Source organism: Nostoc sp. LPT, assembly GCF_017115165.1.
In the GTDB taxonomy this organism is placed as follows: domain Bacteria; phylum Cyanobacteriota; class Cyanobacteriia; order Cyanobacteriales; family Nostocaceae; genus Nostoc.
Map to the genome: position 1 here is coordinate 18,784 of NZ_JABXKF010000165.1, position 13,598 is coordinate 32,381.

Here is a 13,598-nt window from a genome sequence, read left to right on the forward strand (position 1 = left end):
TAATTTTTTGTGAACGAGGAACTGATGAACAGCTTAGAACAGCTGCGGCAAGCAGAACAGGCACTATTAGAAATTTTTTCTGGTATTGACGCTCAGGTCAAGCATAATCTAAAACGAGTGCTGGATGCCTTTCGTAATCACCGTGTAGGCGCACACCACTTTGCTGGTGTAAGTGGCTATGGTCACGATGATTTAGGACGAGAAACTTTAGATAAAGTTTTTGCTGAAGTTATGGGTGCCGAGGCAGCGGCGGTGCGAGTGCAGTTTGTTTCGGGAACTCATGCGATCGCTTGTGCTTTATTTGGTGTCCTCCGTCCTGGAGATGAAATGTTAGCAGTAGTCGGTTCTCCCTACGATACGCTTGAAGAAGTCATTGGTTTACGGGGTCAAGGTCAAGGTTCTCTAATCGAGTTTGGCATAAATTACCGCCAATTAGAGCTAACCTCCGAAGGAACTATAGATTGGCAATCGTTAAGTACTAGTGTGACTGAAAACACTCGTTTAGTGTTAATTCAGCGTTCTTGTGGCTATTCTTGGCGTCCTAGTTTGTCAATTGCCGATATTGAAAAAATCGTCCACTTAGTTAAACAACAAAACCCAAACACCGTTTGCTTTGTGGATAACTGCTACGGCGAATTTATTGAAACAAAGGAACCTACAGCCGTAGGTGCTGATTTAATTGCAGGGTCATTGATTAAAAATCCTGGTGGCACTATTGTCAGCGCTGGCGGTTATGTTGCCGGTCGCGCCGACTTAGTGGAAGCAGCCGCCTGTCGCCTCACTGCTCCCGGTATCGGTAGTTATGGCGGTGCTACTTTTGACCAAAATCGCCTGCTGTTCCAAGGACTATTTCTGGCTCCGCAAATGGTAGGAGAGGCGATAAAAGGGACTTATCTTACTGGTTATGTATTTGATCAACTCGGTTATCCAGTGAATCCTGCTCCCTTGGCTCCCCGTGGGGATGTAATTCAGGCAATTAAACTTGGTTCAGCCGAAAAGCTAATTGCTTTCTGTAAAGCCATACAACAGCATTCTCCGATCGGTTCCTACTTAGACCCCGTTCCAGATGATATGCCAGGGTATGAGAGCCAGGTAGTTATGGCTGGGGGGACATTTATTGAAGGGAGTACTTTGGAATTATCAGCAGATGGCCCAATGCGATCGCCGTATGTAGTTTATTGCCAGGGGGGAACTCATTGGACTCATGTAGCGATCGCTCTGGAGGCTGCGATTGATGCAGTTGGCAGTAATGCATAGCACATATTCTTTTGCATATAATCGGCTCAACTTTCACGGACAGCACAAAGGGCTGAAGCAAATATGGTAGCTATAGAAGCGGATAGATGCGCGATTGCTCAACTACACTCAACCGTAAATTCCTTGTTGCAGGTATGTAACTTTGCAGCGATTGTCACTGAACTCAGAGAAATCAGATCGGAAATTAGAGGCTTGAGAATTGAAAATCAACATATTTTAGAACATTTGTTCGGTAGACAGGAGAACAGCTAGTAATGAGCGATCGCCACACCACAACTGCTGCACGTCTCAATGTTTACATCCAAGGTCAAGGATTCCCAATTTTGGGCTTACATGGTCATCCTGGTACTGGTCGTAGTCTTTCTGTCTTTACCAATCATTTATCAAAACGCTACAAAACTTTTGCCCCCGATTTACGCGGATACGGCAAAAGTCGCTACAACGGCAATTTTGACATGAATGACCATTTGATTGATTTAGAAGCGCTGCTAGACCGTTTGCAGATTGAAAAGTGCCTACTATTGGGCTGGTCACTTGGGGGCATTCTAGCAATGGAGATGGCATTACGTTTGCCAGAGCGGATTACTGGGCTGATTTTGGTGGCGACAGCCGCAAAACCCCGTGGCAGTCATCCTCCTATCACTTGGCAGGATAATTTATATACTGGCGTTGCTGCCCTATTGAACTATATAAAACCGAGTTGGCAATGGAATATTGAAACTTTTGGTAAGCGATCGCTTTTCCGTTACCTAATCCAACAACATACATCTATTACTTACAATTACATCGCCAAGGAAGCAGTACCAGCTTATTTGCAAACCTCTCCTGCTGCTACTCGCGCTCTCTATAGTGCAATTCAATCAGGATACAATCGGCTTCTAGATTTGCAACAAATACAATGTCCTAGTTTAGTACTTGCTGGTGAACAAGACCGCCACATCACATCTGATTCCAGCTTAGAAACTGCTCGACATCTGCCAAATTCTCAGTGGCAGTGCTATCCCAACACCGCCCATCTTTTCCCGTGGGAAGTTTCCCAGCAGGTGCTAAATGATATTGACCATTGGCTCGAAGTTCATCCGCAGGTAATTGGTAGTCAATAGTCTAAATATTTAATATTTAAAAAAATTTTGACTATTGACGAAGAAATGGAGAGGGAAGATGTGGTGACGCAATGAGTGAAAAAGACGCAATAACCCCCGAAAAAAGGATTTTCTATGTCTTCATATCTTTACATCCCCGCATCAGAGCATCTTTTTCATTCTCTGGCCTAACTTAAATTTGACCGCCAAAGGCAGGCTGTACTTTGCGGTCAAATCTTTCCCCCAAGTCGTCAGCAATTGTTAAAGTATTAGGTTTGCAGCGCTTGACATTCACAACAATTCCCTGCGCTCCTTCGAGTTCTAAATCTTCTATGTATCCTTTGCTTGCTAATGTTGCATCAGAAGAACTTAGAAATGGCCCGAAGTAATACGTGCAACGAGGATTTTGCGTCACAATCTCTACCCACCAAGCCAAGCCGATGTAGTCGAATGTGTTAATTAATACTTCCTTGAGGTGATGCCAAATGGTTTTCATGGTTTTCGCCGATTTATAAACGTCTACAGGGTGTTAAACGATATGCTGCCTGATTATCTGTTACATTTCTTTATACTCTGTTACTGATATTTTTTCAAAGATATTTTTTGTAATTTATCTAAGTGCAGCGTATTTAGCGATCGCTGGCGATAAATCTCATAAAGCGCCATACCCGCTGCTACAGAAGCATTGAGGCTGGGAGTCTTACCTTGTAGAGGAATCGATACTAAAAAATCACACGAGCGTTGAGTTAACATACTCAGACCTTCACCTTCTGAGCCGATTACCAAAACGATTGGGCCGGTAAAATTGACTGTATGCAAAGGTTCGCTGCCACTTGCAGCAGTACCGTAAATCCAAAAGCCAGCTTCCTTTAATTCTTCTAAGGAACGGCTGAGGTTGACAACTCTAGCTACAGCAAAATTTTCTAAAGCCCCTGCTGCCACTTTCATCACAGTGGAAGTGATCCCAGATGCCCTTCTTTGAGGAATCACCAATCCTTGAGCGCCTATTGCTTCGGCAGTGCGGATAATTGCTCCCAAGTTGTGGGGATCGGTAATTCCGTCAGCTACGACAATTACAGCATCGGTTACAGATTTGCACTGCTCAATTAGATCGGGCAATTCGATGTAAGCGTAGGGAGCAATTTGTGCTGCTACACCTTGGTGATTAGCCCCATTAGTCAGATGGTCTAAACGCTTGGGTTCAACCTCATCAATAACTGTGCCATTTTCCTTTGCTTGCAAGAGAAAATGGTGAAAGCTAGGATCGTACCGCAGACGGGTAGTAATCCAGAGACGGTTGAGATTGCGCTGATTTTTCAATGCACTCAATACTGGATGACGACCGTAGATGAGATCGCTATCTTCTTCTATCGCTTGTGTAGATACAGACGCCTCAGAGAAGTTGCTATTTCGTTGTCGGGAGTTTCCAGAAATGGGGTTGCTATCTATTTTCCTGGGATTGCGATTCGGATTAACAACAGAGATAGTGTTGCCATCTACTTTTCTGGGATTGCCAGTTGGATTCGCAACAGAGATGGGATTGCTATCTACTTTCCTGGGATTGTGAGTTGGATTCGCAACAGAGATAGGGTTGCTATCTACTTTCCTGGGATTGCGAGTTGGATTTGCAACAGAGACGGGGTTGCTATCTACTTTTCTGGGATTACTAGTCGGATTAGTAACAACACGCTTACCTTTAATTTTTACGGGTTGTCCCCGATTTGGTTCGCTAGAAGTCTTGAATTTTCTGGGTTTATCCTGCATTTGAGTTATGGATATAGCGTATGGTTGATCTTCCGATTCCCTCAATTTTTTGAACCTAATCTAGTGTTGTCGCTACTGCGAAATTGAGTTTTCACTCTTTTTCTAGATGAAGTATTTGCAACAGTTCGGTTAGACGTTGGTAATCGGTGATATATAAGTAGCCTATTAAAGTTTCTAGACTAGTTGCCTGTTGATAAATTTCGGGATTAAGTCGCTTAGGGCGTCCTGTTGCGGCGTTTCTACCCCGTCGGACAATTTCTAATTCGGTATCCCTGAGATGAGGAATTAGCGATCGCAAATGTAGCGCTTGTGTTTCTGCTCTTACCTGCTCCACTACCAGACGATGGTAAATTCCTGACCGCTGCAATGGCAGCAGATAGAATATTCTAACATACAACTCATAAATTGCATCCCCCAAATATGCTAAAGCACTAGGAGAAATTTGTTGCACTTGTGAGAGGGAAATCTGTTGGAATGGCCCTGTGGTTGCCAAGAGTGCTTGAGTCCAAGATAAACTTTGTTTGGGAGTTTCATCTTGTCCATCTAATAGCTCTTCCTCCTGTGACTTCACAAATAAATCATTCCTTGACGGGCTACATTTGGCAAGCATTCTTCGCAAAGACTGATTTTTCTGAAGTATGCCATGATAGTATACTTAGCATAATCAATACTATCAAAATTACTTCCTAATTTCATTTTTTTGATTGAGAGTTGGCATTTTAAATCACCCTGATGTCAACATCTATAAACCAAATTTCGCCTATTTCTTGTGGTCTGTGCCTAAGAACGGGTAAAATTTTAGCATCAAATTCACCCTTTTACTTGGTAGCATTGCCATGCTTACTGAGTAAACGACAACTTTTAACTATACAGCATCGAGTCAAGTCTATCTATAAACAAATCTGCTGGCTTTGTATTTCTTACAAATATCTCAGACTTGATTATTTATCCAATATTCTAGCCAACGCTTACATACCCAAAAATTGGGTGTCTATATCTTTAGTTATTACTCAACTTTAAACATAATAATAGCTTAACTGGCTTTATGCCTCTCCCACAAGGAGAGAGGTTTTCTGCCAGAAGTTTTAAAAATTAAGCTATCCGATATTGAATCTGGATAGCTAAATTTAACTCTCAGATCGAGCAATCAAGACTACTTGACGTTTTCTAGAGCGTCTTCAACTGATTTTTGCAGGGAGAGAAACTTCTCTAGGCGAACAAGCTTGACCGTTTGAGTTACGCGGGCATTTGTAACAATTTGCAAAGTGCCATCGGCAGTTTGAGCCTGCTTAGCTAGCTGCACCAGAGCACCCAAGCCAGAGCTATCAACAAAGTCAATTTGTGAGAGATCCAAAATAATATGCTTAGGACCCTCGTCTATTTTACTGCCAAGTGTCTTGCGAAATGTCGGCTCAGAAAAAGCATCTAACAAACCTGTGAGGCGGAATAGCTGACAGTTATCCCGGACTTCACGAGTGCCCCTCAGGCTAACGGTTAGATTCAGTGGCTCAGCAATAATTCCCTCCTCATGAGTTAAAGTGAACGCTCAAGTATAGATGGTTTTTGAGCAAATTGTCTACAATCTGTTGGAATAGGGGGTTGGGGATTGGCTACTGGGTAATGGTCATTGGAAAACTTTTCCTAGTCCTTAGTGCCCGATCCCCCATTTGCATTTTGCTATTTTTATTTAATCTCAGATGCGACAACTTGACTCTTGCTTTTTGTTCCAATTCCAAATTAAAAATGCATAGTTCAAAAAGAAATTTTTCATTTTGAATTTTGAATTTTTAATTTGGAATTCCCTGGAGGGGTTGACGTGCTGTTCGCATGGCTTGAACAAATTGCTCAAACAAGTAATCAGCATCGTGAGGGCCAGGACTAGCTTCTGGGTGATACTGTACGGAGAACACAGGTAGAGATTTGTGACGTACCCCGGCAATGGTGCGATCGTTTAAGTTTAGGTGGCTGATTTCTACAACTGCTCTAGGTAAAGAATCTGGGTCAATAGCAAAACTATGGTTTTGGCTGGTAATTTCTACCCTTTGTTGTAAGCCGGCAGGCTGATTCAAACCACGATGACCAAATTTGAGTTTATAGGTTTCTGCCCCTAGTGCATGACCTAAAATCTGGTGTCCCATACAAATACCAAAGATGGGTTTTTCACTTAACAGGAGTGCTTTGGCAGTTGCAATCCCTTCAGTGACGGCAGCAGGGTCGCCAGGCCCATTAGAAAGAAACACACCATCTGGATTGTATTTGAGAATTTCCTCTGGTGGTGTATCAGCAGGTACAACAATTACCCGGCAACCATAACTTACCAAGCGACGTAAGATATTACGTTTAACGCCAAAGTCAAGGGCAACAACGGTAAAGGCTTCCTCAAGATTTTCTCCACCCTCAGAGTTGAATTCCCAAGCTGGAATTGTGGGATCAGACCATTCATAAGCCGTTGAGGTAGTGACTTCACGAACCAGATTCAATCCTGCCATGTTCGGGGCTGCTAGTACTTGTTCTAACAATTCCGCTTCATCGAGAATGGTTGTAGAAATGCCACCGTTCATCGCTCCGAACATCCGAATTTTGCGGGTGAGGGCGCGGGTATCAATGCCGTAGATCCCTGGTATTTGGTTTTGTTTAAAGTAGTCAGGTAAAGATTGTGTCGATCGCCAGTTACTTGGACGGTGACAAATATTGCGGGCGATCGCACCCCGCACTTGAGGTCCATCTGATTCTTCATCTTCAAGATTGACGCCAGTATTCCCCAATTCAGGATAGGTAAAAATCACAATCTGACCGCGGTAACTAGGGTCAGTCAAGACTTCTTGATAGCCGGTCATGCCAGTGTTGAACACCACTTCTCCGATCGCGGTTCCCGTTGCACCGAAAGACCAACCGCGATAAGTGGTTCCATCTGCTAAGACAAGTAAAGCTGGTATTGAGTCAGTCAGGGGCATAGTAGATTGGGCAGTGGGCAAAACAGTTCCGAGTTTCGAGTTCCGAGTGCTGAGTAAAGAAGTGAGATTTCCCAATCAGCACGGGCTAAACGCCCCGCTTCCGCTAACAGCACTCAGCACTCCTGAAGGGCATTGGGCATACTCTTTCTTATTCTCTATTCCTTATTTTTCAATACTGCGATTGTTAATTATCTCATAAGTTGAGCAATTGGGAGTTTTTAAAATAGTTAATTAAAATTAAAAGGGAATTAGAGTAGCGGGAGTGGATTTGACAAAGCTTGGGCAGTTAAAATTAATTATGCTTCAGTCTTTTTTATCCCGTGCAAACCTAATTTTTGTATCAACTACTCTAGCGGTTTTGTGCGTTGCCTGTAGTGAAGACAAACTGAACACCGCTACTGGTGGCGATGAGCAACCTACGCCAATTGGGGATCTAGCACCAGTCAAACCTAGCGTTGAACCAGTAAGACCAACAGCTACCCCAGAAGCGCAGCCGCTAGATCCGTTTGAAAGTGAACCAAGTCTTTTTGAGATGGGACGAGACAAAGCTGTTGGCGCTTGGAGTATCAGCCAATCGGCTCAATCCCCAGATGATTGGAAATTGGTGGCGAGTCAGTACCAGGAGGCGATCGCGCTGATGCAAAGAGTACGGCGACAAAGCCCAGAATTTGCGATCGCTCAAACCAAAATCACGGAATATCGCCGCCAAGTTAAATATGCCCAACAGCAAGCTAATCCTCGCCCTGTTGCAGTTAGAGTACCTCATAAAGTAGTAGTTGTTGTTCCCCAGAGAGAAACTATACCAAAGTTCACCTTACCTCCACGAGAAACAAAACCGTTATCACCAGAGCCAAGTTTGCCTTCATCAGCAGTGGTGATTCCCGCTGAAGCAGTATTTGCAGCCCCGATAAAAAGGCGAATTGGTGGTACGCCGATTGTGGAAGTCACCTTCAATGGCCAGCAACAATTTGAGATGATTGTCGATACGGGAGCGAGTGGTACTGTCATCACCCAAGAGATGGCTAATGCTTTGGGAATCGTCACAATAGGAAAAGCTAAGGCAAACACCGCAAGTTCCAGAGCTGTAGAATTTCCTGTGGGCTATGTTAATTCGATGGCAGTTGGTGGGGTAATAGTGAATAAAATACCAGTAGCGATCGCAGGTGCAGAATTAGAAACTGGACTGCTAGGACATGACTTTTTTGGCAACTACGATGTCACCATTAAGCGTAATGTCATAGAATTTCGCCCGCAATTGCGATCGCAAATCAATTCCCCAGAAACTCAACTAACTGCTCCAACTTCGTCCAAGCTGCCCCGCTTTGTAGGATATGCTTAGCGATTTTAATCCCTTCGGCGTGATTGAGGAATGCGATCGTACCCGCTATTTGTAGCGCCAACGAAGCATTTAAGGCAACTGCATCTTGTTGTGCCTGAGTTCCTTTGCCTTGCAGTACCGCCTTGAGAATCACCGCATTTTCTTGCACATCCCCACCCCGAAGCATACCTATGGGAGCAGGCGTTAAATCCAAATCTAGGGGATTAATGGTAGTTAACTGCACTTCTCCCTCCGATAACACCGCCAAGTCAGTTAAATCTCCCAACCCCGCCTCATCAAGTTTTTCTCGCCCGTGCAGCACAATCGCCTTTTCCTTACCCAAATTCTGTAAAGCTTCGGCAACAGTTGCTAAAAGTTTGGGAGTAAATAAGCCCACTACCTGCCCAGTTGGACGCAAGGGATTTACTAACGGCCCGAGCAAATTAAAAATTGTGCGTACTTTCAAAGTCCGCCGTAATGACGCAACCGCCTTGAGTGCTGGATGCCAACCAGGGGCAAACAAGAAAGTGATCCCGACTTCTTGTAGTGCTGCTTGTACTTTTTCACTAGAGGCACTTAAGTTTACACCCAAGGCTTCCAATACGTCTGCACTTCCTGTGAGACTAGATGCGGAACGATTGCCGTGTTTAGCGACCGATACGCCAGATGCAGCGGCAACAAAAGCAACTGCTGTAGAAATATTAAAGGTTGATGACCCATCTCCACCAGTGCCACAGGTATCTATTACAGTGCTGAGTGATGAGTGGTGAGTGCTGAGTGGGGAACATTGAGATTGTAATACTTCAGCCATGCCGGTCAACTCGTCGGCAGAAATGCCTCTAAAGTTCAGCGCTGTTAATATAGCCCCTGATAATTCTGGGGGAACCGCTTCACTGAGCCAACCTTGCATCAATTCAGCAGCTTGAGTACGGGATAAAGATTGGCCATCTATTAATTGTTCCAACAAAATATACCAATTAACAGAGGATTCTTGAGCAGGGATTGGGGAAGTTGCCATATAGCTAAGGTTTTTGTAGGTATGGGAGCCATCCTACCGAAAAATGAGAAAGTAGCAGCCAAGCTTGGGAAACTAAAATCCCAACTTTTTGCTGTTCTTACTAGTTGACATTTAAGCAATTACTTATGTATAATCTAAAATAGTTAAGCGTTTGCTTAAATATATGGTTAATAGGAATGAGTAGACCTGCTGCCAGTGCGGATGTTTTTGTGGCGATCGCAGATCCCACACGCAGGGCGCTACTGGATCTGTTACGTAGTGGTGAGCAACCAGTCAAAGAATTAGCCCAGCCATTTGCCATGAGTTTGCCAGCAATTTCTCAGCACTTACAGATTCTTTGCGAAGCAGGCTTAGTACAAATGCGGAAAGCAGGGCGACAGCGTTTCTATCGGCTAAACCCGGAGCCATTGAAACAGATATCTGAATGGATTGCTCATTACGAGCAGTTTTGGCAAGAAAAACTCGATGCCCTTGGCAATTATTTGGAGGAAAATTGATGCTCCGATTGAATATGGAAGTGTTCTATCCCTATCCTCCCCAACGGGTTTGGCAGGTACTTACTAACCGTCAGGCATTGGCAGTATGGCTAATGGAAAACGACTTTGAGCCGCGTTTGGGACACAAATTCCGATTTGTGCATTCGACACTGCCAGGGCTGGAGGGAGACATAGACTGTCAGATAATTGAACTCGATGAGCCAAGACGACTGGCATTCACTTGGCAAGACAGTATGATGTGCCAGCCTTCAGTTGTTACCTGGACAATCCAACCCGTAGTTGGGGGTACGAAACTTCTACTCGAACATAAAGGTTTGATTCAAAAAGCCATTAAGCTCAATGAAACAATGGAACTTTCTCAACCGTGGCAAGGCAAATTTATGCATGAGTCCAAGGCAGGGATGCAGACAGTAATACCAAATAATCGCAGCACCGTATTCTCATCAATACCAGTTGGTAGATATGAGGTATTAGATAGTATCGTTCTTAGTTATTTTCTTAATGGTGGATGGAACTACAGTTTACATGAAAAACTACCGCAAATCTTAGCCACACTCTGCACAAGTTAAAGTGGCAATTCACATATTGCACGTCAATATCTACATTTAAATTCAAAGCTTGGTAACATTATCATTTGTGGTTGGACAAGTATTAGCCAAGCCAAATTAAATTGAGCTTTTGGAAAATTCAATATGAATAAACAGACTTTTGTTGACACAGAAGCTGAAACATGGTTTGAGTTTCAGCCTGTTCCAGGTACAAAATTATTGCCATTAGCTGAACCAGTGCCAAAAGGTTCAATTCATAGATTATAAATGATTGCTGGTGCAGTGATTCCAGTTCACTACCATCCTTGTGATGAATATGTTTATGTTCTGAAGGGAACTATTGAAACTGCTGGACGTGAATGCAAAGCAGGAACATTTTGGTTTACGCCTGCTCATACCCAGAATGGGCCTCACAAAGCAGTTACATCTGTCGATCTTATTACAATTCGTCTTGGTGATATGGGAATATTTGAGGAGTTATAAAAATCCTAATTTCTTCAAAAAACATTCTAAACATTTCATTAAAAAGGGAAAAGGTAAAAACCTCGCTTTTTGTGGGCGAAATAATCCTTTTAACGCAAGGCTCTTCGATACCCCACCCCTTGTGGATGGCTTAGTTTAATTGTGAATTGCGAATTGGTTTCATCTTACTTGGAGATATCAAATATGAATTCTCAAACTCAAATCAGCATCCCAATGATTATTCAACAATCAGAAAGAGGGGAGCGAGCATTAGACATTTATTCACGCTTACTTGCAGAACGAATTATCTTTTTGCGAAGCGAAGTTACAGATGAGACAGCTAACCTCATCGTTGCCCAAATGCTATTTCTTGATGCTGAAGATCCAGAGCGAGATATCACATTGTATATTAACAGTCCTGGAGGTTCAGTGACAGCAGGAATGGCTATTTACGATGCCATGAATCAAATTCGTTCGGAAGTATGTACTGTATGCATCGGTATTGCTGCTTCAATGGGATCATTCTTGCTTGCTGCTGGAAGTAATGGTAAAAGATATGCTCTACCAAATGCTCGAATTATGATTCATCAACCATTAGGAGGCGCTCAGGGAAAAGCATCTGATATTGAAATTGCAGCCAAAGAAATTTTGTATTTCCGCCAATTAATTAACAAAATACTCGCTGCTAATACAAGGAAATCGTTAGAGCAGATAGAACTAGACTCTGAACGTGACTTTTTCATGAGTGCCGAAGAAGCAAAAGCTTACGGTTTAATTGACAGTATCATCTTGAAAACATCTGCATCTATTTAATCTGCAAACAACTCTAATATCGACAACTAGTAATGGAATGGAAACCAAAATGAAAATACTCATTATTGGTGGTACGAATTTTATTGGCCCTCCTGTAGTCCGTCAACTGATTGCAATGGGTCATGAAGTGAGCGTATTTCATCGGGGAAAAACTACAATTAACTTACCACCAGATGTGCAGGAAATTATAGGCGATCGCTCCCATCTTTTGGAGATGAAAAACAAGTTTAAGCAGCTTTCACCTCAAGTCGTGGTAGATATGATTGCCTACAACGAACAAGATGCACTAACTCTGACGAACACATTTGAGGATATTGCCCAGCGTGTTGTTGTAATCAGCAGTATGGATGTGTATCGTGCATACGATGTGCTTTGGGGGAAGGAATCTAATGTTGTGCCTGTACCACTTACGGAAGATTCGCTCCTGCGCCAACAACTTTATCCATACCGAGAAATGCCCTCTAGACCGATCGCCGTGCCAATTGATTATGAAAAGATTCTAGTAGAGCAGGTGGTGATGGCATCCAACTTACCCGGAACGATTATACGCTTGCCAATGGTATATGGTTCCAGAGATGTCCGATATCGCCTGTATTCCTATCTTCAGCGGATGGATGATAACCGTCCTGCAATTGTTTTGGAAGACAGTATCGCTCGATGGCGTGGTTCTTACGGCTATGTAGAAAATATAGCGTATGCGATCGCACTAGCAGCAACAAACGAACGCGCAACTGGTCGTATTTATCATGTGGCTGATGTAGAAGCACTTACCGAAGCTCAACGCATTACCAAAGTCGGGAAAATAGCAGAATGGCAGGGTAAAGTGGTTATCGTACCCAAAAGCCAGTTACCGACAGAGTGGAAATTGCCTGTCAATACAGAGCAAGATTGGTTTGTAGACTCAACTCGTATCCGTCAAGAGTTGGGATATAAGGAAATTGTGCCGTTAGATGAAGCATTGCGGCAAACCGTTGATTGGCAGCGGACTCATTCACCTCAAGAACCGCAGCAGTTTGCAGTACCGTGGTTGCTGGACTATGCAATAGAAGATGCGATTTTGTCTAAATTCCGTTGAACTTCATAGTTAGTAATGAATAGCTCTTTTCCTTTAGCTGCACCACTTTGTTTGTAGTTATTCATGCCGTACTGCAATTCCCACTCTGAAATATTAGCCCATTGAAAATTTTCTAGAATTTGCGTTGAATTGTCGTAGGTAATTAGCCAACGATGATGACATTGTTGTAAAAGTTCAGCAAATCTCTGATGTTCAAAATAAGTGTGTAAGTGACCATCTTTACCATATAGCTTTGATTTGGTAGCAATAAAATATGGTGGATCTAAAAAGAAAAATACATCTTCTCCTGCTGTTTTTAATAGATTGCTATAATCTAAATTAGTAATTTGGACATTTTTTGATAAGATATTTTCTAACTTTTCAAGTCGTTCTATTGAAGAATCAGTAAATCTTTTATGGAAAGCTTCTTGGGAAAAACCACCTGATTCTACTGTTCCAGAAAAAGTAATTCTATTAAGAACGAAAAAACGAATGGCTCTTTCTAAATCAGATAATGTATTGACATCTACACTGGTCAATTCTAAAAACAATAATTTGCCATCTGTATACTTTACTTTAATATGGCGAATTTCTTTAACTAACTGAGCTATATCAGATTGGGCAAATTTCCAAAATAAGAATAGTTCGCTGTTTAAATCATTAATCCAAATTTTGAGTTCGGGAAACTTTTGTCTTAAATAAATGAATACAGAACCACCACCCACAAAAGGTTCTCGAAATTCTGAAAAGCTTTCTGGTAAATATTCACATATTTGATTTATTGCTTTCGACTTACCGCCAGGATATCGGAGAGGACTTTTGATAATCATT

Annotated in this window: 17 protein-coding genes; 10 read left to right on the forward strand and 7 right to left on the reverse strand. The window is 42.7% G+C overall.

The genetic code is table 11. From position 1 onward, the window contains the following. Nucleotides 1–24: 24 nt before the first annotated feature. From HWQ58_RS31570 to HWQ58_RS31580, 3 genes are all read left to right on the forward strand, one after another. A complete protein-coding gene (locus HWQ58_RS31570) occupies nucleotides 25–1,257 on the forward strand; it encodes a methionine gamma-lyase family protein (RefSeq protein WP_292871736.1) in 1,233 nt (410 codons plus the stop codon). A gap of 63 nt (nucleotides 1,258–1,320) precedes the next feature. Next, nucleotides 1,321–1,509: a hypothetical protein gene (locus tag HWQ58_RS31575; RefSeq protein WP_292871738.1), complete on the forward strand. Its 189-nt coding sequence runs from the start codon at nucleotides 1,321–1,323 to the stop codon at nucleotides 1,507–1,509. A gap of 2 nt (nucleotides 1,510–1,511) precedes the next feature. Next, nucleotides 1,512–2,360: an alpha/beta hydrolase gene (locus HWQ58_RS31580; RefSeq protein WP_292871740.1), complete on the forward strand. Its 849-nt coding sequence runs from the start codon at nucleotides 1,512–1,514 to the stop codon at nucleotides 2,358–2,360. A 172-nt stretch (nucleotides 2,361–2,532) separates the two neighbouring features. Here the strand turns inward: HWQ58_RS31580 and HWQ58_RS31585 are convergent, their stop codons facing one another. The 5 genes from HWQ58_RS31585 to carA all read right to left on the reverse strand — a co-directional run bounded on the left by HWQ58_RS31585 (nucleotide 2,533) and on the right by carA (nucleotide 7,057). Next, the gene (locus HWQ58_RS31585) at nucleotides 2,533–2,835 is read right to left on the reverse strand and encodes a DUF1816 domain-containing protein (protein ID WP_292871742.1); all 303 of its coding nucleotides are present in this window, start codon (nucleotides 2,833–2,835) and stop codon (nucleotides 2,533–2,535) included. An 80-nt stretch (nucleotides 2,836–2,915) separates the two neighbouring features. Continuing rightward, nucleotides 2,916–4,103: a 23S rRNA (guanosine(2251)-2'-O)-methyltransferase RlmB gene (gene rlmB, locus HWQ58_RS31590; RefSeq protein ID WP_292871801.1), complete on the reverse strand. Its 1,188-nt coding sequence runs from the start codon at nucleotides 4,101–4,103 to the stop codon at nucleotides 2,916–2,918. Nucleotides 4,104–4,194: 91 nt separating this feature from the next. After that, a complete protein-coding gene (locus HWQ58_RS31595) occupies nucleotides 4,195–4,674 on the reverse strand; it encodes a ribonuclease III domain-containing protein (protein ID WP_292871744.1) in 480 nt (159 codons plus the stop codon). A gap of 582 nt (nucleotides 4,675–5,256) precedes the next feature. After that, nucleotides 5,257–5,622 (reverse strand): STAS domain-containing protein, encoded by a 366-nt coding sequence (locus tag HWQ58_RS31600; protein ID WP_084227153.1) that lies wholly within the window; start codon nucleotides 5,620–5,622, stop codon nucleotides 5,257–5,259. Nucleotides 5,623–5,890: 268 nt separating this feature from the next. Then, complete coding sequence (gene carA / locus HWQ58_RS31605; protein ID WP_292871746.1) at nucleotides 5,891–7,057, reverse strand: glutamine-hydrolyzing carbamoyl-phosphate synthase small subunit; 1,167 nt, start codon at nucleotides 7,055–7,057, stop codon at nucleotides 5,891–5,893. Nucleotides 7,058–7,355: 298 nt separating this feature from the next. Between carA and HWQ58_RS31610 the strand changes: the two genes are divergently transcribed. Further along, the gene (locus tag HWQ58_RS31610) at nucleotides 7,356–8,396 is read left to right on the forward strand and encodes a retropepsin-like aspartic protease (protein ID WP_292871748.1); all 1,041 of its coding nucleotides are present in this window, start codon (nucleotides 7,356–7,358) and stop codon (nucleotides 8,394–8,396) included. On the opposite strand, the gene trpD is transcribed toward HWQ58_RS31610, so the two are convergent. Beyond that, nucleotides 8,326–9,393, reverse strand: a complete 1,068-nt coding sequence (gene trpD / locus HWQ58_RS31615) for an anthranilate phosphoribosyltransferase (protein WP_292871750.1) — start codon at nucleotides 9,391–9,393, stop codon at nucleotides 8,326–8,328. The genes HWQ58_RS31610 and trpD overlap by 71 nt on opposite strands. Before the next feature lie 176 nt (nucleotides 9,394–9,569). Here trpD and HWQ58_RS31620 point away from each other — a divergent pair, with 176 nt between their 5' ends. The 6 genes from HWQ58_RS31620 to HWQ58_RS31645 all read left to right on the forward strand — a co-directional run bounded on the left by HWQ58_RS31620 (nucleotide 9,570) and on the right by HWQ58_RS31645 (nucleotide 12,788). Beyond that, nucleotides 9,570–9,890, forward strand: a complete 321-nt coding sequence (locus HWQ58_RS31620) for a metalloregulator ArsR/SmtB family transcription factor (RefSeq protein WP_229492935.1) — start codon at nucleotides 9,570–9,572, stop codon at nucleotides 9,888–9,890. Next, nucleotides 9,890–10,459, forward strand: a complete 570-nt coding sequence (locus HWQ58_RS31625; protein ID WP_292871752.1) for an SRPBCC domain-containing protein — start codon at nucleotides 9,890–9,892, stop codon at nucleotides 10,457–10,459. The genes HWQ58_RS31620 and HWQ58_RS31625 overlap by 1 nt, the downstream gene beginning before the upstream one ends. A gap of 123 nt (nucleotides 10,460–10,582) precedes the next feature. After that, nucleotides 10,583–10,705: a hypothetical protein gene (locus HWQ58_RS31630; protein WP_292871754.1), complete on the forward strand. Its 123-nt coding sequence runs from the start codon at nucleotides 10,583–10,585 to the stop codon at nucleotides 10,703–10,705. Next, nucleotides 10,706–10,921: a cupin domain-containing protein gene (locus tag HWQ58_RS31635; protein WP_292871756.1), complete on the forward strand. Its 216-nt coding sequence runs from the start codon at nucleotides 10,706–10,708 to the stop codon at nucleotides 10,919–10,921. It begins immediately after the preceding gene. A 183-nt stretch (nucleotides 10,922–11,104) separates the two neighbouring features. Continuing rightward, nucleotides 11,105–11,713, forward strand: coding sequence for an ATP-dependent Clp endopeptidase proteolytic subunit ClpP (clpP, locus tag HWQ58_RS31640; RefSeq protein ID WP_292871758.1), 609 nt, complete (start codon nucleotides 11,105–11,107; stop codon nucleotides 11,711–11,713). 49 nt (nucleotides 11,714–11,762) lie between these two features. Then, the gene (locus HWQ58_RS31645; RefSeq protein WP_292871760.1) at nucleotides 11,763–12,788 is read left to right on the forward strand and encodes an NAD-dependent epimerase/dehydratase family protein; all 1,026 of its coding nucleotides are present in this window, start codon (nucleotides 11,763–11,765) and stop codon (nucleotides 12,786–12,788) included. On the opposite strand, the gene HWQ58_RS31650 is transcribed toward HWQ58_RS31645, so the two are convergent. Next, a complete protein-coding gene (locus HWQ58_RS31650) occupies nucleotides 12,749–13,594 on the reverse strand; it encodes a DNA adenine methylase (protein ID WP_292871803.1) in 846 nt (281 codons plus the stop codon). The genes HWQ58_RS31645 and HWQ58_RS31650 overlap by 40 nt on opposite strands. Between the last annotated feature and the right edge of the window lie 4 nt (nucleotides 13,595–13,598).